At 62.7% G+C, this 23,604-nt stretch carries 26 protein-coding genes, 1 other RNA gene and 1 pseudogene; 8 read left to right on the plus strand and 20 right to left on the minus strand.

Features of this window, described 5'->3' with window-relative positions:
* Positions 1 to 56: 56 nt before the first annotated feature.
* Both tmpB and tmpA read right to left on the minus strand, forming a co-directional pair.
* Positions 57 to 641: a (R)-1-hydroxy-2-trimethylaminoethylphosphonate oxygenase gene (tmpB, locus tag AC1D0I_RS13525; RefSeq protein WP_477395632.1), complete on the minus strand. Its 585-nt coding sequence runs from the start codon at positions 639 to 641 to the stop codon at positions 57 to 59.
* Positions 638 to 1,789 carry a 2-trimethylaminoethylphosphonate dioxygenase gene (gene tmpA / locus AC1D0I_RS13530; protein WP_477395634.1) on the minus strand — a complete coding sequence of 384 codons (1,152 nt, stop codon included), beginning with the start codon at positions 1,787 to 1,789 and terminating at the stop codon, positions 638 to 640. The genes tmpB and tmpA overlap by 4 nt, the downstream gene beginning before the upstream one ends.
* Positions 1,790 to 1,908: 119 nt before the next feature.
* On the opposite strand from tmpA, the gene AC1D0I_RS13535 reads away from it, so the two are divergent.
* Positions 1,909 to 2,793 (plus strand): LysR family transcriptional regulator, encoded by an 885-nt coding sequence (locus AC1D0I_RS13535; protein ID WP_477395636.1) that lies wholly within the window; start codon positions 1,909 to 1,911, stop codon positions 2,791 to 2,793.
* Between the two features lie 4 nt (positions 2,794 to 2,797).
* Here AC1D0I_RS13535 and AC1D0I_RS13540 read toward each other — a convergent pair whose 3' ends face one another.
* From AC1D0I_RS13540 to AC1D0I_RS13550, 3 genes are read right to left on the minus strand one after another with little or no spacing between them, the layout of a single operon-like run.
* Positions 2,798 to 3,325 (minus strand): GNAT family N-acetyltransferase, encoded by a 528-nt coding sequence (locus tag AC1D0I_RS13540; protein ID WP_477395638.1) that lies wholly within the window; start codon positions 3,323 to 3,325, stop codon positions 2,798 to 2,800.
* A gap of 44 nt (positions 3,326 to 3,369) precedes the next feature.
* Positions 3,370 to 3,678 (minus strand): hypothetical protein, encoded by a 309-nt coding sequence (locus AC1D0I_RS13545; RefSeq protein ID WP_477395639.1) that lies wholly within the window; start codon positions 3,676 to 3,678, stop codon positions 3,370 to 3,372.
* A gap of 4 nt (positions 3,679 to 3,682) precedes the next feature.
* Positions 3,683 to 4,246 (minus strand): helix-turn-helix domain-containing protein, encoded by a 564-nt coding sequence (locus AC1D0I_RS13550; RefSeq protein ID WP_477395641.1) that lies wholly within the window; start codon positions 4,244 to 4,246, stop codon positions 3,683 to 3,685.
* A 155-nt stretch (positions 4,247 to 4,401) separates the two neighbouring features.
* Between AC1D0I_RS13550 and AC1D0I_RS13555 the strand changes: the two genes are divergently transcribed.
* Positions 4,402 to 6,234 carry an ATP-binding protein gene (locus AC1D0I_RS13555; protein ID WP_477395642.1) on the plus strand — a complete coding sequence of 611 codons (1,833 nt, stop codon included), beginning with the start codon at positions 4,402 to 4,404 and terminating at the stop codon, positions 6,232 to 6,234.
* Between the two features lie 220 nt (positions 6,235 to 6,454).
* On the opposite strand, the gene AC1D0I_RS13560 is transcribed toward AC1D0I_RS13555, so the two are convergent.
* Both AC1D0I_RS13560 and miaA read right to left on the minus strand, forming a co-directional pair.
* Positions 6,455 to 7,246, minus strand: a complete 792-nt coding sequence (locus AC1D0I_RS13560; protein WP_095087133.1) for a GGDEF domain-containing protein — start codon at positions 7,244 to 7,246, stop codon at positions 6,455 to 6,457.
* Between the two features lie 129 nt (positions 7,247 to 7,375).
* The gene (gene miaA / locus AC1D0I_RS13565) at positions 7,376 to 8,320 is read right to left on the minus strand and encodes a tRNA (adenosine(37)-N6)-dimethylallyltransferase MiaA (protein WP_477395720.1); all 945 of its coding nucleotides are present in this window, start codon (positions 8,318 to 8,320) and stop codon (positions 7,376 to 7,378) included.
* Between miaA and serB the strand changes: the two genes are divergently transcribed.
* Both serB and AC1D0I_RS13575 read left to right on the plus strand, forming a co-directional pair.
* A complete protein-coding gene (gene serB, locus AC1D0I_RS13570; protein WP_477395644.1) occupies positions 8,310 to 9,197 on the plus strand; it encodes a phosphoserine phosphatase SerB in 888 nt (295 codons plus the stop codon). The genes miaA and serB overlap by 11 nt on opposite strands.
* A complete protein-coding gene (locus AC1D0I_RS13575; protein ID WP_477395646.1) occupies positions 9,194 to 9,766 on the plus strand; it encodes a GNAT family N-acetyltransferase in 573 nt (190 codons plus the stop codon). The genes serB and AC1D0I_RS13575 overlap by 4 nt, the downstream gene beginning before the upstream one ends.
* 47 nt (positions 9,767 to 9,813) lie before the next feature.
* Here AC1D0I_RS13575 and AC1D0I_RS13580 read toward each other — a convergent pair whose 3' ends face one another.
* The 6 genes from AC1D0I_RS13580 to AC1D0I_RS13605 form a co-directional block, all read right to left on the minus strand.
* Positions 9,814 to 11,331, minus strand: a complete 1,518-nt coding sequence (locus AC1D0I_RS13580) for a DegQ family serine endoprotease (protein WP_457153337.1) — start codon at positions 11,329 to 11,331, stop codon at positions 9,814 to 9,816.
* A gap of 214 nt (positions 11,332 to 11,545) precedes the next feature.
* Positions 11,546 to 11,734 (minus strand): DUF2065 domain-containing protein, encoded by a 189-nt coding sequence (locus AC1D0I_RS13585; protein ID WP_477395648.1) that lies wholly within the window; start codon positions 11,732 to 11,734, stop codon positions 11,546 to 11,548.
* Positions 11,735 to 11,740: 6 nt separating this feature from the next.
* A complete protein-coding gene (gene hflC / locus AC1D0I_RS13590; protein WP_477395649.1) occupies positions 11,741 to 12,730 on the minus strand; it encodes a protease modulator HflC in 990 nt (329 codons plus the stop codon).
* Positions 12,730 to 13,842 (minus strand): FtsH protease activity modulator HflK, encoded by a 1,113-nt coding sequence (hflK, locus tag AC1D0I_RS13595; protein WP_095087121.1) that lies wholly within the window; start codon positions 13,840 to 13,842, stop codon positions 12,730 to 12,732. The genes hflC and hflK overlap by 1 nt, the downstream gene beginning before the upstream one ends.
* A gap of 150 nt (positions 13,843 to 13,992) precedes the next feature.
* Positions 13,993 to 14,511 (minus strand): dihydrofolate reductase, encoded by a 519-nt coding sequence (locus AC1D0I_RS13600; RefSeq protein WP_477227042.1) that lies wholly within the window; start codon positions 14,509 to 14,511, stop codon positions 13,993 to 13,995.
* Positions 14,511 to 15,527, minus strand: coding sequence for a DUF4424 domain-containing protein (locus tag AC1D0I_RS13605; RefSeq protein ID WP_477395651.1), 1,017 nt, complete (start codon positions 15,525 to 15,527; stop codon positions 14,511 to 14,513). Before AC1D0I_RS13605 ends, AC1D0I_RS13600 begins: the two co-directional genes overlap by 1 nt.
* Before the next feature lie 131 nt (positions 15,528 to 15,658).
* Here AC1D0I_RS13605 and cobF point away from each other — a divergent pair, with 131 nt between their 5' ends.
* Positions 15,659 to 16,438: a precorrin-6A synthase (deacetylating) gene (gene cobF / locus AC1D0I_RS13610; RefSeq protein ID WP_457153340.1), complete on the plus strand. Its 780-nt coding sequence runs from the start codon at positions 15,659 to 15,661 to the stop codon at positions 16,436 to 16,438.
* Positions 16,439 to 16,470: 32 nt separating this feature from the next.
* Here the strand turns inward: cobF and AC1D0I_RS13615 are convergent, their stop codons facing one another.
* From AC1D0I_RS13615 to modA, 5 genes are all read right to left on the minus strand, one after another.
* Positions 16,471 to 17,094 carry a methyltransferase domain-containing protein gene (locus AC1D0I_RS13615; RefSeq protein WP_477395652.1) on the minus strand — a complete coding sequence of 208 codons (624 nt, stop codon included), beginning with the start codon at positions 17,092 to 17,094 and terminating at the stop codon, positions 16,471 to 16,473.
* Between the two features lie 528 nt (positions 17,095 to 17,622).
* On the minus strand, positions 17,623 to 17,964 hold the full coding sequence (locus AC1D0I_RS13620) for a winged helix-turn-helix domain-containing protein (RefSeq protein WP_095087111.1): 342 nt from the start codon (positions 17,962 to 17,964) through the stop codon (positions 17,623 to 17,625).
* A gap of 81 nt (positions 17,965 to 18,045) precedes the next feature.
* Entirely contained in the window at positions 18,046 to 19,158 is a 1,113-nt protein-coding gene (modC, locus tag AC1D0I_RS13625; RefSeq protein WP_477302133.1) for a molybdenum ABC transporter ATP-binding protein, read from the minus strand.
* A complete protein-coding gene (gene modB / locus AC1D0I_RS13630) occupies positions 19,155 to 19,859 on the minus strand; it encodes a molybdate ABC transporter permease subunit (RefSeq protein ID WP_477286977.1) in 705 nt (234 codons plus the stop codon). Before modB ends, modC begins: the two co-directional genes overlap by 4 nt.
* Before the next feature lie 16 nt (positions 19,860 to 19,875).
* Positions 19,876 to 20,670, minus strand: coding sequence for a molybdate ABC transporter substrate-binding protein (gene modA / locus AC1D0I_RS13635; protein WP_477302130.1), 795 nt, complete (start codon positions 20,668 to 20,670; stop codon positions 19,876 to 19,878).
* Positions 20,671 to 20,820: 150 nt separating this feature from the next.
* On the opposite strand from modA, the gene AC1D0I_RS13640 reads away from it, so the two are divergent.
* On the plus strand, positions 20,821 to 21,027 hold the full coding sequence (locus tag AC1D0I_RS13640) for a TOBE domain-containing protein (RefSeq protein WP_095087103.1): 207 nt from the start codon (positions 20,821 to 20,823) through the stop codon (positions 21,025 to 21,027).
* A 38-nt stretch (positions 21,028 to 21,065) separates the two neighbouring features.
* Here AC1D0I_RS13640 and AC1D0I_RS13645 read toward each other — a convergent pair whose 3' ends face one another.
* Both AC1D0I_RS13645 and AC1D0I_RS13650 read right to left on the minus strand, forming a co-directional pair.
* Positions 21,066 to 21,860 carry a thymidylate synthase gene (locus tag AC1D0I_RS13645; protein ID WP_477395654.1) on the minus strand — a complete coding sequence of 265 codons (795 nt, stop codon included), beginning with the start codon at positions 21,858 to 21,860 and terminating at the stop codon, positions 21,066 to 21,068.
* Positions 21,861 to 22,084: 224 nt separating this feature from the next.
* Positions 22,085 to 22,396 carry a DUF2853 family protein gene (locus tag AC1D0I_RS13650; RefSeq protein ID WP_095087099.1) on the minus strand — a complete coding sequence of 104 codons (312 nt, stop codon included), beginning with the start codon at positions 22,394 to 22,396 and terminating at the stop codon, positions 22,085 to 22,087.
* A gap of 169 nt (positions 22,397 to 22,565) precedes the next feature.
* Between AC1D0I_RS13650 and ssrA the strand changes: the two genes are divergently transcribed.
* Positions 22,566 to 22,925, plus strand: a transfer-messenger RNA (tmRNA) gene (gene ssrA / locus AC1D0I_RS13655).
* A gap of 114 nt (positions 22,926 to 23,039) precedes the next feature.
* Positions 23,040 to 23,590 (plus strand): annotated as a pseudogene (locus tag AC1D0I_RS13660) (AAA family ATPase).
* Positions 23,591 to 23,604: the final 14 nt, after the last annotated feature.

Genomic DNA, 23,604 nt, shown 5'->3' on the forward strand with positions numbered 1-23,604 from the left:
ATCGGAACAAGCGCAGCGGCAAGACGGCGAGCGTGCTCGACCTCGACGGAGTTGCGTCAGGCGCGATCGCGATAGTCGCGAACGACCCGCTGCAGCAACGGCACGTAGTCGCGGAATGTCCGTGTCTTCATGTTGGCGACCTTGCCGCTCTCGTCCCAGATACGGACCCGGACCGCCTCTTCATGGAAGGGATTCTTGCGGAACTCGGCCACCTCGTCCGCGCTCATCGGCCCACCCTGCAGCGACAGCGTATGCACCGATGCATGCGAGAGCTTGCCGAAATAGGTCGGGTCGGTGGCGCAGAGATAGCGCTTGGCCGAAACATGCAGCCTGACGCATTCGACGATGACAGGCGGAAAGAACGGCGCCAGCACCTCGCCGCCGGCTTCGTCATGATGCTTGTCCTCGACATCCTCGGGCGAATAGGTGCCAAACTCGCTGGTGTAGTGGCCGATGTCGTGCAGCAGGGCCGCCGCCACCAGCTCGTCCGGCGCGCCGTCCTGCTCGGCGAACCATGCGCCCTGCAGCATGTGCTCCGACATGGTGACGGGCTCACCGAGATAGGATTCGGCACCCCGGCGTTCAAAGATGTCGGCGATGAACTCGACGATGTTGTCCGCGTTCAGGTCCTGGCCGCTCATTCCGCCGCCTCGTTGAACCCGTGTTCGATCGCCGCAAGCGTCGACAGCAGGCCGTCCTTGTCGGCGTAGCAACCCTGCAGCCAGCGCTTGCCGGTGCCGGAAAACGCCTTGCGGGCATGCATGACGCGGGTGTTGTCGACGATGAACGCCTGGCCCGCTTCGAGCTTGAAGGTCACTTCGAAGGATGGATCCTCGATCAGCTCGGCAAATCGGCGATAGGCGGCATAGTAAGCCTCCATGTCGGCGAACGGCACGTCGACCATCGGCGCCAACGAACGGTTGTTGAAGCGGATGCAGATCAGCTCGCCGTCTGGCCCGAGCTCGATCATCGGCCGCTTCGCCTGCAGCCGCACGCCGGCCGAGCCGGCATATTCGAACCGCGCCGGGCACGAACTCAACAGCCGAAAGCCTTCGGGGTTCTCAGCCTGCAAGGCGGCCGCGACGGCAAACCCGTCGACGACGCTGGACTCGCCACCCTCCACCGTATTTTCGATGCAGGACAGGATCTGCAGCGTCGGCACGGGATCGCGATAGGGATTGTCGGTGTGCGCCTGGAGGCCGAGATTGGTGTAGGCGAGATTGCTGGGATTGACCTCGGCGCGCACTTCGAACCAGCGGCCGTAATTGGTTTCCCTGATATAGCCGAACAGATCGGACACTTTGCAAAGCGCCCCGGATTCGGCCGGCAGGTCGTCCATCACCGCGAAGCCATAGGCTTTCACCGCCGACAGCCATTGCCGCAAGACGTCGCGGTCGCGGCTGGCAGCAGGGTAGCCGGCACGCGGCACGGAATTCTGCATCGTCGCCTTGGTCCAGCGCACTGTGTCCTCGCCTGTCCAGCCAGCCTGGCGGGCCGCGTCGCGATCATAGGCATTGGCGCTCAGCCACTTTGAAGGAAAGCTCACCGTCTTTCCTTCCGGCACGAAGCTGACCTCGAGGGCGTCGCCCTTGATCGACGCCGCGCCGATCTTCGTCGCGGCTGGAATGTCGAGGATGGTGATGAGCCGCTGGCCGTTGCCCGCACTGCGCGTCTTCTCGTCCAGCGCATTGTCGCGCAGCCACATGGCGTGAAACCGGGTGCGCGTCCCGTCCTTCCAGCCAAGTTCGATGGTTCTGCCTTCGTCGCCGATCAGCGCGTGGGTGAGCATGGAGATCCATTCCTGTTCGTATTATTCCCACGGCTCGGCCGTGGGTTTCGATTGCATGTTGACCGCACGAAAGGCATAACTCAAATTATCCTTTTTTGGCCAATGACCTCAATCAACTAATGGCTCGAACAATCCCACCCTTGCCTCCGCTTGACTGGCTGCGCAGTTTCGAGGCCGCGGCGCGGCTGTCGAATTTCACCGCCGCGGCAACCGAGCTTGGCTTGACCCAGGCGGCGGTCAGCCAGCACATCCGGCTTCTCGAAGAACGGCTGAAGACGCGCCTGTTCTTACGGCTGGCGCGTGGCGTCGCGCTGGCGCCGGAAGGCGCGGCTTACCTGCCCCACATCCAGTCGGCTTTCGCCACCATCGGCAGCAGCACGGCTGAACTGTTTGAGCCGCGTGCCGTCCAGACCGTGACCGTTCGAGCGCCGATCTCCTTTGCCTTGCTGATGCTCGTCCCGGCATTGCCCGATCTGGCCACGGCATTGCCGCGCATCCAGCTCGATCTGGTGACGATCCACCGACCGACCGACTACGACCTGCCGGGATCAACGCTCGACATCCGTTTCGGCAACGGATCCTTCCCCGGACGTGACGCCGACAGGCTGACCGCCGAGCGGCTCGTGCCGGTGGCTGCCCCGGCCCTGGCTGGCGACGCCGACTGGACCTCCCTGCCGCTGCTTCTGGTCGCCGGCGCACGCGAGATGTGGGCTGAATGGTTCGCGGCCGCAGGGTTGGCCGGCCACCTCCGGCGATCGCATCGCTTCGACAGTTTCGTTGCGGCGATGGAGGCGGCCAGGGCCGGTGCCGGCGTGCTGCTGGGCTCGCGGCCGCTGGTCGATGCCGCGCTCGACAGCAGGACCCTGGTCAGGCTTTCCGACTTCGAACTCTCCAGCACCTCTGGGCATTTCCTGACCAAGGCGTCGACCGCGCGCCTGACCAGCGCCGAGCAGGATTTCCGCCGGTGGCTGCTGTCGCGCCTCTCCGGCTACGGTCCTGCGTGACTGGTTACGAGATTGGCCCGATACGCTTCCAGTAGAGGAGTGTACCGGTCAGCCCGCCATGCGGCTTCAAGGCATAGTCCGGTATCTCGCCTGCCAGCGTGAAACCGAGCTTCTCGTAGAGCCCTGAAGCACCCTCCTCCGTCGCCGTGTCGAGAACCAGCAGCGTGCGGCCCTTTTCCACGGCCAGGCTCTCAGCGGCCCGCATCAGGCGCGATCCCACGCCCCTGCCCCGGTAATCGAAACGGGTCATCAGCTTGGCGATCTCGGCCCGGTGGGACTGGTTGGGCGGGCAGTCGAGCAACAGGGTGACGGTACCGGCTAGGACCTCGCCGTCCCAGGCACCAAGCACCGCCCTTTCCCCTCTTGCCGCTGCTGCCAGGGATTTCTGCCAGAATGCGCTAGCCGCTTCCGGTGCCAGCGGATGCATGAAACTGACCGATCCACCGGCCGCTACCGTTGCGACCAGCAATTCGGCCAGCATCTCCTGCGTCGGTTCAGCTGGGGTCAGTGTTCCGATCTCGATCGAGTTCATGCGCGTGATGTCCTGTGATTGCGATGGCACGACTGAAGCGGTCGTCAGTCGAGATAGCGCGCGCGGCGGCGCTTTCGTGCCGCCTTGATGGCGCCAATGCGTTCGGTGTCTTCTTCCCTGAGATGCCGCCCGCGCTCCAATATCTCGAGCGTATATTCCTCATAGGTCAGGCCCAGCCGCTCGGCCTTGTCCATGCGCAGCAGCATGACCTCGCGGCTTGGCGCCTTCCACGCCTTGGCATGGGCGGCCTGCCAGGCAAGGAAGATGTAGGGGTCGCCCTTGCCCCATGGCGGCCCCTTGTACTCGTCAAGAGGCGGCCCCCCATTGTGGGAGCGTTTTGGTCGTCTGGCCATGACTTCAACCCCTGACCAGCGCGACGAGATAGTCGGCACCGGGTTCCAGGGCGTGGAAAGTGCAGTCCGATGGCGCGCCGAGCGCCAGACAATCGCCGGGGTCGAGCCGGTGCACCACATCGCCCTCGGCGAACTCGAGCCGCCCCGAAATCAGCCATATCTGCTGCTTGATGAAAGCATAGGACGAGGCGGGAAAGCTGACCCTGGCGCCCGCCGGCAACTGAACCCTGATCAGGTCCAGCGGCATGTCCGAGGCGGGCGACAGATGCCGCCTGACATAGCCCGTACCAGGGTCGCGCCACACCGGTTGATCGGCCTCGCGCAGCAGCCCGCCGCCTTGCAACTCGGCGCGCGCGATGAGCGTCGATAGCGTCATGCCGAAGGCCGACGCGATGCGCACCAGGAGGGCCGCCGTCGGGCTGGTTTTGCCGCGCTCTATCGTGCTCAGCATCGCCTTCGACACGGCGGAGCGCCCCGCAAGCTCGGCCAGCGACCAGTCCCGCATGGTCCTTTCGGCGTGTATTCTTCTGCCGATGGTCGAGGAAATATCGTTCGCTATATCATCCATATGTCCATTATAGCGAAATGCCGGCGATGGAGAAGAGCCCTCTCGCGACAATTTTCACGGACCCCTTAATCGTCTCTACACCATCCGACCTCATCCAGCCTTAACCCCGTTCCTGTAGGGTCGATGCTCCAGGGAAAATGGGGGTTGGTCTGTCCATGTATGTCGAACGCGAAGCCTCCGTTGGAGAACCGACATCGCAGGAGCGTCGCAACGCGGAGCAGAACGACAGGCGCATTCTGGGCAACGTCGTGCAATGCGACGGTGCGCGCGCCACCATCGGCGCCTTTGCGGACGATGTTGACGGCGCGGTGACCGGCCTGTGGACAGTCGGCAAGATGATTTCCATCAATCTGGGATCCACGCGAACCGTCGGCTTGGTCTACGGGATCGGCAAGTCGGACCGCGCCTGGAGCAATGAAGGTCAAAACCCGATCGAGGTCAGCATCGAGTTGATCGGCGAAGTCCGCGACGGAGCAGAGCCGGGCGCCAAGCCGATCTTCGATCGCGGCATCACCACCTATCCGCATATCGGCGCCATCGCCCATCGTATCCGCACCCGTGACCTGCAGGCGGTCTATGATCTCGCCGGGCGTCATTCGATCACCATCGGCACACTCTCACAGGACGAGACGATCGCCGCCAACATCGCCATCGACGATACGTTGGCGCGTCACTTCGCCGTGGTCGGCACCACCGGTGTCGGCAAATCCACCGCCGTCTCGTTGCTGCTGCGCAAGTCGATTGCGGCGCGGCCGGACCTGCGCATCCTGATCCTCGATCCGCACAACGAGTTCGCAGCGTCGCTGCCCGAATATTGCGTCAGGGTCGATTCCAAGACGCTCGACCTTCCGTTCTGGATGTTCAGGCTGGAGGAGTTCGCCGAGGTGCTGTTCCGCGGCCGCGAGACGGTGCCGGAAGAGATCGACGCCTTGCGCGACCTCATCCCCGCCGCCAAGAACCTTTACCGCAACCCGAATTCGGGCAGCTACATCAGGCGCGGCAGCGATGCGCTGACCGCCGATACGCCGGTGCCTTACCGCATCGCCGACCTTATCAAGCAGATCGACGAGCGTATGGGCATGCTCGAAAGCAAGACCGACCGCCCGACGCTGAAATCCCTGAAGACGCGCGTCGAATCGGCGGCTGCCGACCCACGCTACCGCTTCATGTTCAACTCGCGCCTGATCGAGGACACCATCCACGAAACGATCGGCAACCTCTTTCGCGTGCCGCATCATGGCCGCCCGGTGACCTGCTTCGAGATGGCCGGCATGCCGTCCGAAGTGGTCAATTCCGTCTGTTCGGTGCTGGCGCGCCTGGCCTTCGACCTCGCTTTGTGGAGCGAGGGCAAGCTGCAGCTTCTGCTTTTGTGCGAAGAAGCTCACCGCTACATGCCGGCCGATCCGCGTCTCGGCTTTGCGCCGACAAGGCACGCGCTGTCGCGCATCGCCAAGGAAGGCCGCAAATATGGCTGCTATCTCGGCGTCGTCACCCAGCGACCGGGCGAACTCGACCCGACCATCCTGTCGCAATGTTCGACCTTCTTCGCCATGCGACTTGCCAACGAGCAGGACCAGGCGATCATCCGTTCGGCGATTGCCGACTCCTCGGCCTCGACGCTGGCTTTCCTGTCGTCCATGGGCCAGCGCGAGGCCATTGCCTTTGGCGAAGGCGTGGCGACGACGATGCGGCTGAAATTCGAGAAACTATCCTCGGAATTGATCCCCGGCACCAACAAACGCGAAGAGGCCGAGTCGAAAGCCGGCGAGGATGTCGACCTGGTGGCGATCGTCGAGCGGCTGCGCAACGTGCCGAAATCAACGCAGCAGGCGATGGCCTTCGCCGAAGTCGTCGATTCAAGCCGCCAGGCCGGCGATCCCGACTACCGCAAGCCGCCGGCCACCAGCCGGGTGCAATCGGATGACGATTTCGACATGCGCTACGGCCTCAAGCCCGCGACCTTCGGCCTGCGCCCGCAAAACGACTGAGCCGGCAACGTTACGCCATTCGGCCGACCGACTGGGAAGCCACGTCAGGCTTCCTGCTTCGTTGGTATGCCGGGGGTAAATCCCGAAAGGGAATTCATCAGGCCGAGTTGAATGACGTGGGTTTCGAGAAGCCGGAGCGGAGCGGACATTTAGTCCGTGAGCACCGGAAGTCGAGAAAGCCGCGTCAGGCGACCGGCCTCATGAATTCTTCTTCGGGATTTTAGGCGCAGACGCGGTTGCGGCCTTGCCTCTTCGCCTCGTAGAGCTGGCGGTCGGCGCGGCGATAGAACTCCTCCGCCGTTTCCTTGCGGTCCCAGACAGCCAGACCGACGCTGGTGGTGATCTTGAGCCGGACATTGCCGGAGAGCACCGACATGTTGGCGACCGCCTTGCGGATGCGCTCGGCAAACTTGCCCAGCAGTTCGGAGTCCATGTTGGGCGTGACCACGGCGAATTCCTCGCCGCCCAGCCGCGCCACCACGTCGTGATAGCGTGTCATGTCCTTGAGGCAGCTCGCGACGGCCTTGAGCACCTCGTCGCCGACATCATGGCCATGGGTGTCGTTGACCTGCTTGAAATGGTCGAGGTCGAGGATCATCAGCCCGACGGGCTTTTCGATGCGCCGGAACTCCTCGAGATATTCCTTCAGCGCGTCGTCGAAATAGCGCCGGTTCTGCATGCCGGTCAGGCCGTCGGTCAGCGCGGCATGCTCGAGTGTCTCGGAGCGGGCACTGAGCGATACCGTCATGGCGCGCAGCTTGCCTTCCTCCGTCGCCTGTTTGCGGATCAGCGGATAGATGAAGAAAATGCCGAAGAACAGCGCAGTGGCCAAAAGCACGCCGGTCGCGAACAGCAGCTTGTTGAGATAGATGACCTTGTCCATGCCCGAAGCCGTATGCAGCTCGGTGGCGAAGGATTGCAGCAGTCCATAGGCATGCAGCGTCACCAGGCCGGCGGCCAGGATCACGAAGATAAAGACGAAAAATGCTGATTCCGCCTTATGGAAACGCATCTGCTCCCCAATGGAAAAGTGCCCACTGACCTTATGGCATGGGCGGGCTTACGGAGGGTTAATTAGGACAACCGCAACGGGAACCTTACCTTGCAGATAAACTTTTTAGGTTGCAATGGAAACAGGCGATCAAATCGTGGTTTCCAGATCGTCACCGGGCCGCAATCTTTGCCATTCCGAGCCCAGTTGGTGCCTGAACCAGGTCGTTTGCCGCTTGGCATATTGCCTGGTTGCGATCTTGGCGCGCTCGATCGCCTCGGGAAAGCCAATCTCTCCAGCCATCGCGGCCTGCAGTTCGCGAACACCGATCGCTTTCATCGCCGGTAATTCGGGGTCGAGGCCGAGCGCCGATAGCCGCTTGACCTCGTCCAGTGCCCCCTTGTCCAGCATCTGGTCGAAGCGCTTTTCGATGCGGTCGACCAGCGCCGCCCGGTCCGGCTCGATGACCAAGAAACGCGCGCTCTGCCTGTCGATGAGCGGCCGGCCGCGTTCCGCCTGCCATTCTCGGATCGAACGGCCCGATGCATCGAGCACCTCCAGTGCCCGCACGATGCGCTGGCTGTCGGTCGGCTTCAGCATCATGGCAGCCGCCGAATCCTCGCGCAGCAGCAGGCTGTGCAGCTTGACGGCGCCCTGCTCCTTCAACTCATAGCGCCAGCGGTCACGAATTCGCTGAGGAATGTCGGGCATTTCCGAAATGCCCTCGGCAAGCGCACGGAAGTAGAGCCCGGTGCCGCCGACAAAAATAACAGGCTGTCCGGAGAGCGTACCTTGATCGATCAGCTTCATCACGTCGCGCAGCCAGGCGCCGGTGGAATAGGCTGTGGCCGGGTGGACATGGCCATAGAGAAAATGCGGCGCGCGGGCGAGGTCGGCCGCCCCCGGCCGGGCGGTCAGCACGTCGAGCACCGAATAGCCCTGCATGGAATCGGTGTTGACGACAACGGCGCCCTTGCGCTCGGCCAGCTCCAAGGCAAGGGCCGACTTGCCGCTGGCGGTCGGCCCGGCTATCAGGATCGCGTCCTTCACGCGGCCCTCGCCCGCTTGTCCGCCGGAATTGTCCATGCCGCTCATCGCCACGCTTRTTTCCCGTCCCGCCGATCGCGCTTTGTCGCAGTCGCTTGCGAATATGGCGTCACGGTCGGTCGGCGCAAGCACTGTTGTCTGGCTTGCCGACGGGATTGCCTGCGATCTTGCCTTGTCGCAGGAGGCTGACGCCGCCGAGACAAGTGCCGCCCTGCGTACAGCACTCGCCACCGAACCGGTCGACGTGATCGTCCAGCAGGCGGAAACCCGCCGCAAGAAGATCCTCATCGCCGACATGGATTCGACCATGATCGACCAGGAATGCATCGACGAGCTGGCCGACGAGATCGGCGTCAAGGATCATGTCGCCGCCATCACCGCGCGATCGATGAACGGCGAGATCGCGTTTGAACCGGCCTTGCGCGAGCGGGTGGCGTTGTTGAAGGGCCTCGACGCCGCCGTGGTCGACCGCATCGTCGCCAATCGCCTGACGCTGGCCGCCGGCGGCGGCGCGCTGGTGCGCACCATGCGGGCCCATGGCGCCTGGACGGCACTGGTGTCCGGCGGGTTCGAGGTGTTCACGACGCGCATCGCAGCCATGCTTGGCTTCCAGGAGAATCGCGCCAATCGCCTGCTCGAACAGGACGGCCGCTTCACCGGGCTGGTTGGCGAACCGATACTCGGCCGCGCCGCCAAGGCCGATGCGCTGATCGAGATTTCCACACGCCTCGGCCTGACGCCGACTGACGCCATTGCTGTCGGCGACGGCGCCAATGATCTCGACATGATCCGGCTGGCTGGCACCGGTGTCGCCCTCCATGCCAAGCCGACGGTGGCGGCACAGGCAAAGGTTCGCATCGACCATGGCGACCTGACAGCATTGCTCTATGTGCAAGGCTACAGACAGGAAGAGTTTGTGCAATGAAACCAATGCGTACCGAGCGCCTGATCCTGCGCAACTGGGAGGATCGCGATCGCGAACTGTTCCACCGGATCAACTCCGACGAACAGGTCATGGAATTCTTTCCGTTCCGCCGCACCCGCGCGGAGGCGGACGCCAAGATGGACGAGGTCCGCGCCTGGGTCGATGAGGACGGCTATGGCTTCGCCGCGGCCGAGATTGCGGCCACCGGCGAGTGCATTGGCTTTGTCGGGATAACCGGGACAGAAGACATCGACGTCCTGCCCGCCGGCACGATCGAGATAGGCTGGCGTCTCGCCCCCGAATTCTGGGGCAAGGGCTACGTCACCGAGGCGGCCGAGGCCTGGCTCGCCTACGGTTTCGAAACGCTCGACCTGGACGAAATCGTGTCTTTCGCGGTTTACGAAAACCATCGCTCCACCGCCGTCATGAAACGCCTCGGCATGAGGGTCGACCCGGCTGGCGACTTCGACCATCCCGACGTCCCTGACAGCCACCCGGCGCTCAAGCGGCATGTCCTCTACAGATTGTCGCGCAAGGACTGGCAGGCAAGAAAAAAGGCGGCTCAATAGCCGCCTTTTTCGTCTCAAAATCAGGGCACTACAAGCCTTTCCGGACTTCAGTCCATCCGGATCGTCACGAACCTGAGTTCGCCGGTCTTCGACGCCAGCATCAGCAGCGCGTTCTTGCGCCCTTGCTCCTTCAAGGCGCCAATCCGGTCCATGACGTCTTTGGGCGTGGCGACCGATTCCTGTGCGATCTCGGTGATCACCTCGCCCGGCTGGATGCCGCGTTCGGCGGCAGCCGAATCCTTGGTGACATCGGTGATGACGACGCCGGAGACATCGGCGGCAATGCTGAACTTCTTGCGTGTCTCGTCGTTCAGTTCGCCGACGGTCATGCCCAGCACCGAAGCCGTCGAGACCGCCGGAGCCTTGTCGCCCTTGTTCTGGTCGGTGTTGCTGCCGTCCTCGCCGCTGGCAAGCTTTTCGCCATCCTCAAGCCGGCCGAGCGTGACCTTCACGGTCTGCTCGACGCCCTTGCGCACGATCAGCACGTCGACCGCCTTGCCGACCGGGCTTTCGGCGACCACGCGCGGCAGGTCGCGCATTTCATGGATGTCCTTGCCGTCGAACTTAAGGATGACATCGCCGGCCTGGATGGTGCCGTTGTCGACCGGGCCGCCCTTGATGACGCCGGCGACCAGCGCGCCCTTGGCGGTGGCCATGCCGAGGCTCTCGGCAATGTCGTCCGTCACGGGCTGGATGCGCACGCCGAGCCAGCCGCGCCGGGTCTCGCCGAACTGGCGCAACTGGTCGACGACGCCGGAGGCGAGTTGCGAGGGGATGGAGAAGCCGATGCCGATAGAACCGCCCGACGGCGAGATGATCGCGGTGTTGATGCCGATAACCTCGCCGGCGCTGTTGAACAGCGGACCGCCGGAATTGCCGCGGTTGATCGCGGCGTCGGTCTGGATGAAATCGTCATAGGGGCCGGAATTGATGTCGCGGTTGCGGGCCGAAACGATGCCGACCGTCACCGTGCCGCCGAGGCCGAACGGATTGCCGATCGCCATGACCCAGTCGCCGACGCGCATCTTCGTGGAATCGCCGAATTTCACTGCCGTCAGCTTGTGGCCCTTCGGGTCGACCTTCAGCACCGCGACATCGGTCTTGGTGTCGGTGCCGACCAACGTCGCCTTCAAGGTGATGCCGTCCGAGAAATTGACCTCGATGTCGTCGGCATCGGCGATCACGTGGTTGTTGGTGACGACGATGCCTTGCTCCGCGTCGATGACGAAGCCGGAACCCAGCGACTGCACTTTCTGCCCGCCATTGTCCTTGTCGCCGCCACGGTTCTTGAAGAAATCGTCGAAGAAATCCTGGAAAGGCGAACCCTCGGGCAACTGCGGCATCGGCACCGCTCCCGGACCTTCCGTACCCTTCACAGTCTGTGAGGTCGAGATGTTGACCACCGCGCCGAGCAGGCCTTGCGCCAGGTCGGCGACCGAAGCAGGGCCGTCGGCGGCCAATGTCGGCGTCACGAAGGACGGGGCAGCGACGGCGCTGACAAGAAGGGCTGCCGCACCGGCGATGAGCGTCCGCCGTGCCGCGCGCAAAAGGGTATTGGATGTCATCGAGAAGCCTCCCGGTATTCTTGAAAAGAAAAGCGCTTCGACGAAAACGCCGCGTCGCGCCATGTTGGCAAAAAATACGGCACGTTTGCGGCTATGACTATCGGCAGAGGATAAATCATCCGTTATCCCGGGATCGAAGCTCGTATCCCCCAGGATCGAAGCTCGTATCCCCCAGGATCGAAGTTCGTATCCCCGGGATCGAAGCTCGCCGCCCTCACCCGCTTCGCACCAGCCAGACGATGCCGACACCGACGGCAATCGCCGCCAGCCCGGCGATCCGCAACGCATTCTCGGGCAGCGACAACACTTCAGTGGCGAGCTTCCTGGCAAGGCCTGGAAAGCCGCCATAGACCAGACCTTCTATCACAAGGACAAGGCCCATGGCGGCGAGAAAGTCCTGCACCTGCCGCTACGGGCTGGTGCTGGGCTGTGCCGCCGGCGCGGCTGGTGCCGTCGCAGGCGCGGCAGGTGCCGTCGCAGGCGCGGCAGGTGCCGGTGAAACCGGCTTCGCCGGCGCCTCCTTGCCATCAGGATCGCGGAAGAACCGGAAGAACTCGGAGTTCGGCGACAGCACCATGGTCGTCCCGGTGTTGTCCAGCGCCGTGCCATAGGCGTTCATCGACCGATAGAAATCGAAGAAGGCCGGGTCGCGCTTATACGCTTCCGCGAAGGTGGCGCTGCGCTGGGCTTCGCCCTCGCCTCGCAGGATTTCCGACTCTTTGCGCGCTTCGGCAACGATCTCGACCACTTCGCGATCGGCGCGAGCCGTGATGCGCTGTGCCGCTTCGTTGCCGCGTGCCCTCAGCCGCGCAGCCTCTGCCAGGCGTTCGGCCTTCATGCGGTCGTATGTCTGCTGCGAGACTTCCGCGGTGAGATCGGTACGGCGAATGCGGACATCCTCGATCTGCAGGCCGAGCGACGTGGCGTCGGGCCGGAGCTGATCGCGGACTTCGCGCATCATTACGGCGCGCTGTTCGGAGAGCGCGGCCTCGAAATCGCGCAGACCGTATACGCGGCGCAAGGCAGCGTCGAGACGCGTCCTGAGCCGGGCTTCGGCCAGTTCGATCTGGCCGGACACGGCGGCACGGAAGACGCGCGGATCCGAGATGCGATAGGCGATGAAGGCATCGACCTCATAGAACTTGCCGCCCGACACCTGGACGCGGATGTTGTCGAGGTCGAAGCGCAGCACACGGTTCTCGATCAGCTGCACCGTATCGGCGTCGAAGAACGAGAACGGCGCCTTGAAGTAGATGCCGGGTTCGCTCTTGACGTCGACGATCTCGCCGAACCTGAGGACCAGCGCCTGCTGGCGCGCATTGACCACGAAGACCGACGAATAGAGCAGGAACAGGATGATCGCCACGGCGACGACGATGATGGGGAGACGATTGGCCATTACTGGTTACCTCCCGTAACGGCAGCAGGGGCGGCCGGTGCCGGCGCCTTCGGCTGCAATGCCGGCAGCGGCAGATAGGGAACGACCCCTTGCCCGTTGCCCTGCTCGACGATCACCTTGTTCGAATCCTTCAGAACTCTCTCCATGGTTTCCAGATAGAGGCGCTTGCGTGTCACATCCGGCGCCTTGGCATATTCGTCATAGACGGAGATGAAGCGCTGCGCCTCACCTTCGGCTTCCTGCACGACCCGGTTCTTGTAGGCGGCCGCGTCTTCGCGGACCTGTGCGGCCTCGCCGCGCGCCTGGCCGAGCTTCTGGTTGGAGTACTGGTTGGCCTGCTCGACGAACTTGTCCTCGTCCTGCTCGGCACGCTGCACCTCGTCGAACGCATCGGCCACCTCGCGTGGCGGTGCTGCATCCTCGATCGAGACGGCATTGACGTTGAGGCCGGCCTTGTAGCCATCCAGCGTGGTCTGGATGATCTCGCGAACCGAGGCGGCGATGCCCTGGCGGTCATCGCGGAAGATGTCCTGCGCCGGCCGGCGGCCGACGGCTTCGCGCATGGCGCTTTCGGCAACCTGCCGCAGCATGCCGTCGGGATCGGAGACGTCGAACAGATAGGCTCGGGGGTCGGAGACCTGATAGGCTACGGAGAACTGGACGTTGACGATGTTCTGGTCGCCCGAAAGCATCAAGCCGTTGCCGCTGGTGTTGCCGCCGCCAATATCGACGAGCTGTTCGGAAATCTTGGCCGTCTCGACGGTTTCGAGCGGCCACCAATGGAAATGCAGGCCGGGCTGCGACAGTTCGGCCTTCGGCTTGCCGAAGCGCAGTTCAACCGCGACCTCATCGGGCTGCACGGTGTAAACCGCCTGGAACGCCCACAGCACCACAAGTGCGGCCGCGATCAGCGCGAAAATAGCCGGGCTTGCGCCACCGCCACCCGGCAGTGCGCGCCGTAGCCTGTCCTGGCCGCGGCGGATGATGTCTTCGAGATCGGGAGGCGAGCCCTGCGGGCCGCTCGGTCCCTTTGGTCCCTGCCCCCAGGGTCCCTGATTGTTGCCGCCGCCGCCCCATGGGCCGCCGCCGCCGCTTTTATCGTTCCAGGGCATGAATGTCCTTTCGCATGGAATTCCCTCAAGCGCCGGTATTATGGCGCGAAATCCAGTATCGTTCTTCTATAGGGACGCCACGAGACGCTTTCAACGCGATGCGTTGCCGACTTCGTCCGATTTGGCCCGGTCGCGACCCTTTGTCGTCTTTCAATGCACGTCGCGGCGTCGCTCGTAAACCGAATAGCGCGTCGCGTGGCTGTCCTTTTCCCCCGCCGGAATCTCCTGTGAGCTGACCATACGCCAGGAATTGGGATCGATCGGCGGGAAATGCGCATCGCCGTCGACCGCTGCCAGCACATGGGTGACGTGCAGCCGGTCGGCCAGCGGCAGCGCCTGGGCGTAGATTTCGCCGCCGCCGATGACGCAGACCTCGTCCACACCGACCATGCAGCGCCCGCGCACCCTCGCCAGCTGGATCGCGGCTTCGAGTGAATGCGCCACCTCGATACCCTCGGCGCGCCAGGCCTTGTCGCGGGTGACCACGATGTTCAGTCTGCCCGGCAGTGGCCGGCCGATGCCTTCAAAGGTCTTGCGGCCCATGATGATCGGCTTGCCCATCGTGTCGGCCTTGAAGCGCTTGAGATCGGTGGACAGCCGCCAGGGCAGCCCGCCATCCCGCCCGATCACGCCGTTCTCGGCAATGGCAACATAAATCGCGACATGCATCAGTTGGCCTCCCCGCCATTGCTGGCCGTCGGATCGAGAAGCAGGATGTCGATGTCGTGCTCGGGATAGAAATCGTCTGCCGCCATCTCGAACGTCGTCGGCCCGACCTTTTTGACATTGTCGCCGCAGAACGAGACCAGCGCTTTCGGATTGACCTTGTCGACGGTCAGCTTGAACTTGCCGATGGTGCCCGCCGCCCAGTTGCCGCCGGTGGTCAGGATATAGGCGATGCGGCTTTCGTTGTACTGGGGATAGCCGTCTGGACCATCCTTCGCCGCCTTGCGCACCGCGTTCTCGAAGGTGTCGTCCATGCAGTAACGCGTCTTGTAGCTGGCGTATTGGCCCTGGAACTTGCCGTCGAAGTAAAAGCTGACCGAAGACGTGCCGCCGACGCTCGGCTTGTAACGGTGCGAGACATGAACGTCCTTGTTGGCCGGAAAGGTCGAGCGCCACCAGTAGGTCGACCGCAATTGCCAGAACGGCGCGTAGTTGGGTTTCGCGCCGGGGCTGTCGTCAATCGTGTCCTCGATGATGATGCCGCGGTTGACCCAATCGTCGGCCACCGCTTGCGGCAGCTTTGCCAATGCGGCCTTCGCCTCGTCGCCGAACGGGTTGAACGGCACATTCTGAGCCTTCAGATCGGCACCGATGTCGATGCCGAGCGCGAACACCTTCTGCTCGAGCTGGGGCTTGGCGGCGACTCCGTCGATCGTCACCTCGAAGCCGAGAAAATTGTCGCTCTGATTTTCAGGGATCGCCGGCATCTCCTCGGGATCGCCAGAAATGTCGGGCATCGGGAAAGCGACGATCGCGTCGACATCCTTGTCGGTGTTGTTGTGGAAGACGTAGTCGACCGTCACCTTTTGCGGCGAGATGAAGAGGTCCTCGCTTTGCATCGACACGGCATCGCTGCGCGACAGGATCAGGCCGCCGGTGCCGAGCTCGGCAACCGAATCATTGGCGAATGCAGGCGCGGCTGAAAGCGCCAGCACGGCGGTCAGGACGTATCGCAACATGGAAGCCCCCTCGGCTAGAATGCCGACACGACCCTAGCCGTTTCAATGTGGCGTTTCAAAGCCCTTCCGCATCCGCGGGCGCGCCATGACGCTCTGGACTAACAGGTTTCGATCGGGCAGGAGATCGTTCCATGCGCAAGCTTCTCGTCATCGGCATCGGCGCCGGCAATCCAGACCACATGACCGTTCAGGCCATAAACGGCCTCAACCGCGCCGACGTGCTGTTCATCCCCGACAAGGGCGCGAAAAAGAACGACCTTGCCGATCTGCGCCGCCAGATCTGCGATCGCTTCGTCACCAACCCGAAGTCGCGCCGCGTCGAATTCGACGTGCCGGTGCGCGCCGAGCCGGCGCCCTCCTACCGCTCGACGGTCGACGACTGGCACGAGGCCATTGCCGCCATCTACGAAGCCCTGATCCGCGACGAGATTGCGCAGGATGGCTGCGGCGCCTTTCTGATCTGGGGCGATCCCTCGCTCTACGACAGCGCGCTGCGAATCCTCGAGCGCGTGCGCCTGAGAGGCAATGTCGCGTTCGAACTGGAGGTCATTCCAGGCATCACCGCTATCCAGGCGCTTGCCGCCAGCCACAAAATGGCGCTGAACCGCATTGGCGATTCCGTCCTCGTCACCACCGGCCGCCGCCTCTCCCAAGAGGGCCTGGCCGACAATGCCGGCAGCACCGTCGTCATGCTGGATGGAAAATGCGCGTTCAACACGCTTGCCGACAAGGATGTCGCTATCTATTGGGGCGCCTATCTCGGCACAGCGGACGAGATTATTCTCTCGGGCCGGATCGGCGATGTCGGCCCGGAGATCGAAAGGGTCCGCGAGGAAGCCCGTCTGCAAAAGGGCTGGATCATGGATACGTATCTGCTGCGCAAGCCTGGTGAGCCGCAGGACGATCGGTAATTTTCAGGAACCGAAGGTCCAAACCTAACGACCTACGCCTGCCGTCGTTTCAAAATTGCGCAGAATTCAAAGTTGTTGTGCGGCGTGGCATAGACTTGCTCGACATCCAGCCCGATGAGACCGAGATTGGAAAGTGCCTCTATGCCGTCGCGGAAGCTGTGCGGCGTAAATTGCCACGCGTGAACATCGACGTATGCCCCGCCGGAATTGTCATATTCGCTCATGGCCACGGAGACGGCGGCAATATTCTGCCGATAAACCGGCAGCCCATGATCTCCGGCCCAATGACGGGCAGCGTCATTGTGCGTGATCAGTGCTCTGTGTTCGATGACGCTCTTTAGGCAGTGAACGCTGTTGCCCCGAGCGTTGATGAAATCTGCAATTGAGCTCTCTGGAATGAAGTGATCGAAGCAATAGCGCTTGTCCGGTACAATCAGGAGGTATCTGCCTGTCGGCACGAGAATCCTCTCGACCTGTCTCAGATGGTGGATCAGATCCGGCTGATGCTCGATGCAGTGACTGCTCAGGCAGAAGTCAAACGTCTCGGCGACGATACCCAAATCGCCGGTGCTGGAGACATAGTCGATATCCACAGGGGCGGTGGAGTATGGGTAGCCGACCGCATCCGCCCTCTTGATCAGGCCCTGCTTGTCCAAGACGTCGAGATATCTGACGTTTGGACCCCGAAGCGTTGGGTTGGTGAAAGGCCCGATCTCAAGGGCTGATTTGCGTCCGACAAGGGCAGTCAGGTCGTTTCGGTGAAACTCTGTGGGGCCGGCGTCCTTTCGAATTAGCCCGCGCCTGAGCAGCGGCAGCAGTCTTCTCAACAGGGGAAGCGAGGCAAGCCGAGCCCGCATTGCGCGAGGCAATAGCCGCCAGACATAGGTAAGCCGAAGCAGTACCCTCATCGCGCAGCGCCTCTTCGTGTTGAGTTGTTGCTAGTGCTGCGCTGTTTCCAAGATCATGGCCTCAGTTTCCTCGATGTATGGAGTGCTCAGGGGGCCGATCTGCTGTGCATCAACGTGTCGTCTAACCAAGAGGTGCCAATTCTAACCAAGAATCCGGAGCCGGACAACTGGCCCGCGAGCGCACAAAGCAACCGTTGCGATGATGTTGTTGGCACCGCGCTGTCGGCCTCTGGTTGGCGCCGTGAACTGGGCGTCCCATCTTCCGCTCGGCAGCTCTCACCCGGCGTCGATTTCAGCCTGCAATGCCTCCATATGCGTCGCAGCCGCAGCCGCAGCCGCGCGCTCGATGGCGCGAAAGCGGCTGACAACCGCAAGCCCCACCGCTGTCAGTTGCGCGCCGCCGCCCTTGCGACCGCCGGTCTGCGCCGCGACCAGCGGCTTGCCGAACACCCGGTTCATGTCCTCGACCAGGTCCCAGGCATGCTTGTAGGACATTTCCATGCCACGCGCGGCCGCAGAGATCGACCCGAAGGCGGCGATCTGCTCGAGAAGCTCGATTTTGCCCGGTCCGATGCGCCCGTCGGGGTCTAGATTTATCCGCAAGCTCAGCGACGGCATTTTGGCTCCTCCGCGATCACGCCCGATCCCATACTAGAAGCTCTTTAGTGATACCGCTATTCCAAAAAAACATAGCGATGGTCAGCCGTCCACTTCGACGGGCAGGCCGGCGCCGGTGTTTGCCCGGTCGAAACTCACCGTCTTGACCACCGCGAAAACCTTGCCGCCGAGCCGAAGCTTCAGCCCCTGCCGCGACTGCTCGGTGATGCGGGCAAGCACGGTTGCGCCGTTGCAGTCGATGCCGACCTCGACTGTCGCGCCCTCGCCCGGATTGATGGCGACAATGGTGCCCGGCAGAATGTTGAGCGCGCTGAGGCCTGTCGGTTTCTCCGTTGCGATCATCACGTCGCGGGCGCGGATGCGGACGCGCACCCGCGCCCCTGTCTTCATCGCCAGCCGCGGCACCCGGATCTCGCCGGCGGCCGAGCCGAGCACGGTCATGCCGAAAATCTCGTCATGGTGCAGCACCTTCGTGTCCAGCACGGCGCCGCCCTCGGCGCGCTCCTCCGCCGGCAGCAGGTCGAGCCTTTGCATCACCGCCTCTGTTGGTCCGCTGGCGATGACATGGCCTTGCGCCAGCGTCACCACGTCGGTGGCCAGCCGAGCCACCTCGGCAACCGAATGGCTGACATAGACGATCGGAATTTTCGTCTCGTCGCGCAGCCGCTCGACATAGGGCAGGATCTCGGCCTTGCGCGCCTCGTCGAGCGAGGCCAGCGGTTCGTCCATGAGCAGCAATCTGGGGCTGGCCAGCAACGCCCGGCCGATCGCCACGCGCTGCTTCTCGCCGCCCGAGAGCCTTGCCGGCCGCCTGTCCAGCAGCGGTCCAATGCCGAGCAATTCGACAACGGCATCCATCTCAGCGTAGCGCTCCGCTGCCGGCGTGAACCAGCGGCCATAGCGCAAATTGCTGGCCACGCTCATATGCGGAAACAGGCGCGCATCCTGAAACACCATGCCGATGCGGCGCTTGTGCTTTGGCACGAAAATGCTAGCGCCGGTGTCGACCAGCACCCGGCCATCGACCTCGATGCGCCCTTTGTCGGGCCGGATCAGTCCGGCGATCATATCGATCAGCGTCGTCTTGCCAGACCCGGAGGGTCCGAACAACGCCGTCAGCCGCCCGGCGCTCTCAAAGCGAACATCGAGGCTGAAATCGCCGAGGCGATGGCTGATGTCGACGAGGACGGTCATTCAATGTCCATCCGCCGTCCGACACGCCGTGCCAGCACCTCCGAAGCGACCAGTGCGGCCATCGAGATGACAATGGAGATCAGCGTCAGCCTGAGCGCGCCTTCGTCACCGCCCGGCACTTGCGTGAAGGTATAGATCGCCGACGGCAGTGTCTGCGTCTCGTTGGGGATGTTGGACACGAAGGTGATGGTCGCGCCGAACTCGCCCATCGCCTTGGCAAAAGCCAGGATGGCGCCGGCGATCAATCCGGGCAGGATCAGCGGCAGCGTGATGGTGGCGAACACCCAGTAGGGATTTGCGCCGAGCGTTCCCGCCGCCGCTTCCATCTTGCGGTCAACCGCCTCGATCGACAGCCGGATCGCGCGCACCATCAGGGGAAAGCCCATGACGCCGCAAGCGAGCGCCGCACCCGTCCAGCGAAACGAGAAGACGATGCCAAAATGCTCGGCCAGGAAGGCGCCGGCCGGCCCTCGCTTGCCGAAGGTCAGCAGCAGCAGATAGCCCGTCACCACCGGCGGCAGAATCAGCGGCAGATGGACCAGGCCATTGAGCAGCGTCTTGCCCCAGAATTGTCCTCGGGCAAGCAGCAGCGCGATCAGTATGCCCGGCGGCAGGCTGGCGAGCATCGCCACCGTCGCCACCTTGATCGACAGCCGGACCGCATTCCATTCGTCGGGAGTGAGGTCCAGCAGCCAGTTCATGCGTTGGTTTCGTACCTCAATTGCTCGGCGTCAGGACAGTAAATCCCTGCTCCTTGAACAGCGCACCAGCCTTGCCCGACTGCAGGCATTTCAGGAAAGCCGGCGTATCCTTGTCCTTCGAATCGGCGGTCTGGGCAACCGGATAGATGATCGGCGGATGCGAATCCTCCGGGAAGGTGCCGACCACCTTGACGCCCTTCTCGGCATGCGCGTCGGTGGCGTAGACGATGCCGAGGGCGGCTTCGCCGGTCGAAACCAGCTTCAGCGCCGCGCGCACATTCTCGGCCTGCGCCACCTTGCCTTCGACCGACGACCAGACACCGAGCGATTCAAGCGCGGCCTTGCCGTATTTGCCGGCCGGCACAGCCTTGAAGTCGCCCATGGCAAGCTTGCCGTCGCCAATCAGCTTGGCAAGGTCAAAACCCTTCTCGATCTTGGTTTCAACCGTCGAGTCCTTCGGCGCCACCAGCACGATCTCGTTGCCGAGCAACTTCACTTCGGTGTCCGGCTTGGTCAGCTTCTTGTCGGAGAGATATTTCATCCAGTCGAGGTCGGCCGAAATAAAGACGTCGGCAGGTGCGCCGCCCTCGATCTGCCTGGCCAGCGCCGAGCTTGCGGCGTAGGAGACGGTCGCGGCCTCGCCGACATCGGCCTCGCATGCCTTGTTCACCGCGTCGAGCGCGTCCTTGAGGCTGGCCGCGGCAAACACCACCACCTTGTCTTCGGCATGCGCGGCCGGCACTGCCGCCATCAGCGTCGCGGCAAAACCGCCAATGGCGATCGCTCCCAATCCGAAACCTTTGCGCGTCATGGAAAACTCCCCTGGGTTTGAAATTCCGATCGGCTCGAAGCCTGCCAACCGATATATCCGCATGAATATAACAAGGGAAGGCCCCGTACCCCTATGCGACACCGATTGGTCTGGTAAGACGGGCAAAGAAACCCTGGAAAGGAAACTCCGATGAAAATCAGCGCCCGCAATATCCTCAAGGGAACGATCACCGAGATCGTCAAGGGAGCCACCACCTCGCATGTCAGGATCGACATTGGCGGCGCCGTCGTCACCGCTTCGATCACCAACGAGGCCGTCGCCGATCTTAAGCTCGAAAAGGGCAAGCAGGCCTATGCCGTGATCAAGGCTTCGGACGTGATGGTCGGCATCGACTGATCGGTACCTGATTTCGAGGGTGAGCCGATCGGCGGGACTTAGACCGCGATCGGCGCCTTGATGGTCGCATCGGCGACGTAGTTTTCCAGCCGGAAATCCTCGAAGCGGAAGGCGAACAGGTCCTTCACCTCGGGATTGATCCACATTGTCGGCAGCGCCCTTGGCGTGCGCTGCAATTGTTCGCGCGCCTGTTCGAAATGGTTCGCGTAGAGATGCGCGTCACCGAGCGTATGGACGAAATCACCTGGCTTCAGCCCGGTCACCTGCGCCACCATCAAAGTCAGCAGCGCGTAGGAAGCAATGTTGAACGGCACGCCGAGGAAGATATCGGCGGAGCGCTGGTAGAGCTGGCAAGAAAGCCGGCCCTCGGAAACATAGAACTGGAACAGGCAGTGGCATGGCGGCAGSGCCATGGCTTCCACTTCGGCCGGATTCCAGGCTGAAACGATCAGCCGCCGCGATTGAGGATTGCGGCGTATCTCGTTCAGAAGATTCGCTATCTGGTCGATGGACCCGCCATGGCCATCCGGCCACGAGCGCCACTGCTTGCCGTAGACCGGGCCGAGATCACCATTCTCGTCGGCCCATTCGTCCCAGATCGAAACGCCATGGTCGGTGAGATATTTGATATTGGTGTCGCCGGCCAGGAACCACAGCAGTTCATGGATGATCGACTTCAAGTGCAGCTTCTTGGTGGTGGTGACGGGAAAGCCGCGCGCCAGATCGAAACGCATCTGGTAGCCAAACACGGAGCGCGTCCCGGTTCCGGTGCGGTCGCCGCGATCGGCGCCGTTGTCCAGCACATGCTGCAAGAGGTCAAGATATTGGCGCATCGGTTCCGGCTCGATTCGAGATTTCACCAATCATAGCGCATGTGTGGGCTGACGCCACGCTTGTCTGAAATCTTCCCCCGAGCGAGAGACCTTTTCAGAATTCGCTCTGGCGAGTCGAATAGCGTGGTTTTCGAGAACCGGAGCGGAGCGTACTAAAGTACGTGAGCACCGGAAGCGCAGAAAACTGCGCTAGTCGGCCGCCAGAGTAGAATTATCAAAAGGTCTCAGAGGGAGCCGAGCTTGCCCAGGTCCTTGGCGACCAGATAGTAGAAAGTCACCCGGTTCTTGGTGTTGTCGGCGGCCATCGCCTTGCAGACCTTTTCGATCGACGCATCAGCCTTCTTGTCGTCTGATATGCCAAGCTTTTTTGACACCCAGCCGGCCTTGACGCGGTCGAGCTCCTTCGGGTCGGTGCAGGACACCAGCGAGGAATCGCGGTTCCTGAGCGCAATGCCCAGATGCTTCACGATCTTGTCGACCACGTCGGCGCTTGCCGCGGCGTCGTATTTCTTCACGTCTGCAAGATAGTCGGCCATCAGAATTCCCCTCGTCGGCGCCACGAATCTGATCGATGAGGGCTGTGGCGCGCTGCTGCAACCTGTGCGCTAGGTCGGTAACTCCTCACCGTCGCAAAGCTTCGGTTGAGACCGCGTCCAAGTCAACCCTTGGCAATGCGGTTTTGCCATGGGGACAAAGTGCCATTGCGGCCTTTCATTTTCCACCATCGGCCCCTATATTCGTTTTGTCGGCTTGACCGACTATGGCGATAAATGGGCGATGAAATAAGCCGTTCGGACCCGGGGGCGGTACCCGGCGCCTCCACCAAAAGCCGCTGCCGAGACAGGGCGGTTTTTGCTGGGGGCGAAATAGGATCGACGAAGGTGTAAAGATCGTACTTTTGCCCGGCATTGTACCACCGTCATCGGGCTAAACTTATAGTTGCCAACGACAACTATGCGGAAGCACGTCTCGCTGCTTAATGCGGTGCGATAGCTTCAATTCAAGTCCTAGAGGTTCGCACTTCTAGGCGGGGTTCGGAGGTACCTGGCAACAGAAACCTCCACTTCTCCCCTCTTTCAATACGCCTCACGCGCAACGACAGCTTCGGCTGATCAGCCCCTTTGCACCGCCATGGCCGCGAAGGGCGCAGCACCGCGTGCCCGTCTCCATGGACAAAAGATGCAAAACGATTCAGATCGATTCTTCGTGCTGACCGGTGGTCCCGGCTCCGCAAGACCACTTTGATCGAAGCCTTGCGCCGGGCCGGCTTCGCCACTGCGGTCGAAGCCGGCCGCGCCATCATCCGCGACCAGTCCGCCATAGGCGGGACCGCCCTGCCCTGGCACGATCGCGCGCTGTTCGCCGAGTTGATGCTGTCGTGGGAGATGCGCTCCCATCAGGTCGCGTGCGAACACTCAGGCCCGGTCTTTTTTGATCGCGGCGTACCGGATACGCTTGGTTATCTGCGCCTGATCGACCTGCCCGTTCCCGAGCACGTCATGCATGCCGCCGAACGCTTCCGCTATGCCGGCCGCGTCTTCATTGCTCCGCCATGGCCTGACATCTTCACGCAGGATGCCGAGAGAAAGCAGACGCTCGACGAGGCCGAGCGCACCTATCATGCGCCGGTCGGCGTCTATTCGGAACTGGGTTATGAGCTGGTCCCGCTGCCATTGGCGCCGATCGAGGTCCGGCTGCGATTTGTGCTGGCCGAGGCAGGTTTGAGATAAAAWAGGCCGGGCGA

The sequence above is a fragment of the Mesorhizobium sp. P2_D1 genome, from assembly GCF_056404455.1.

Coding starts and splice junctions, on each gene's coding strand:
- tmpB (WP_477395632.1), bottom strand. CDS start 641: ATGAGCGGCCAGGACCTGAACGCGGACAACATCGTCGAGTTCATCGCC.
- tmpA (WP_477395634.1), bottom strand. CDS start 1,789: ATGCTCACCCACGCGCTGATCGGCGACGAAGGCAGAACCATCGAACTT.
- AC1D0I_RS13535 (WP_477395636.1), top strand. CDS start 1,909: ATGGCTCGAACAATCCCACCCTTGCCTCCGCTTGACTGGCTGCGCAGT.
- AC1D0I_RS13540 (WP_477395638.1), bottom strand. CDS start 3,325: ATGAACTCGATCGAGATCGGAACACTGACCCCAGCTGAACCGACGCAG.
- AC1D0I_RS13545 (WP_477395639.1), bottom strand. CDS start 3,678: ATGGCCAGACGACCAAAACGCTCCCACAATGGGGGGCCGCCTCTTGAC.
- AC1D0I_RS13550 (WP_477395641.1), bottom strand. CDS start 4,246: ATGGATGATATAGCGAACGATATTTCCTCGACCATCGGCAGAAGAATA.
- AC1D0I_RS13555 (WP_477395642.1), top strand. CDS start 4,402: ATGTATGTCGAACGCGAAGCCTCCGTTGGAGAACCGACATCGCAGGAG.
- AC1D0I_RS13560 (WP_095087133.1), bottom strand. CDS start 7,246: ATGCGTTTCCATAAGGCGGAATCAGCATTTTTCGTCTTTATCTTCGTG.
- miaA (WP_477395720.1), bottom strand. CDS start 8,320: ATGAGCGGCATGGACAATTCCGGCGGACAAGCGGGCGAGGGCCGCGTG.
- AC1D0I_RS13575 (WP_477395646.1), top strand. CDS start 9,194: ATGAAACCAATGCGTACCGAGCGCCTGATCCTGCGCAACTGGGAGGAT.
- AC1D0I_RS13580 (WP_457153337.1), bottom strand. CDS start 11,331: ATGACATCCAATACCCTTTTGCGCGCGGCACGGCGGACGCTCATCGCC.
- hflC (WP_477395649.1), bottom strand. CDS start 12,730: ATGGCCAATCGTCTCCCCATCATCGTCGTCGCCGTGGCGATCATCCTG.
- hflK (WP_095087121.1), bottom strand. CDS start 13,842: ATGCCCTGGAACGATAAAAGCGGCGGCGGCGGCCCATGGGGCGGCGGC.
- AC1D0I_RS13600 (WP_477227042.1), bottom strand. CDS start 14,511: ATGCATGTCGCGATTTATGTTGCCATTGCCGAGAACGGCGTGATCGGG.
- AC1D0I_RS13605 (WP_477395651.1), bottom strand. CDS start 15,527: ATGTTGCGATACGTCCTGACCGCCGTGCTGGCGCTTTCAGCCGCGCCT.
- cobF (WP_457153340.1), top strand. CDS start 15,659: ATGCGCAAGCTTCTCGTCATCGGCATCGGCGCCGGCAATCCAGACCAC.
- AC1D0I_RS13620 (WP_095087111.1), bottom strand. CDS start 17,964: ATGCCGTCGCTGAGCTTGCGGATAAATCTAGACCCCGACGGGCGCATC.
- modC (WP_477302133.1), bottom strand. CDS start 19,158: ATGACCGTCCTCGTCGACATCAGCCATCGCCTCGGCGATTTCAGCCTC.
- modB (WP_477286977.1), bottom strand. CDS start 19,859: ATGAACTGGCTGCTGGACCTCACTCCCGACGAATGGAATGCGGTCCGG.
- modA (WP_477302130.1), bottom strand. CDS start 20,670: ATGACGCGCAAAGGTTTCGGATTGGGAGCGATCGCCATTGGCGGTTTT.
- AC1D0I_RS13640 (WP_095087103.1), top strand. CDS start 20,821: ATGAAAATCAGCGCCCGCAATATCCTCAAGGGAACGATCACCGAGATC.
- AC1D0I_RS13650 (WP_095087099.1), bottom strand. CDS start 22,396: ATGGCCGACTATCTTGCAGACGTGAAGAAATACGACGCCGCGGCAAGC.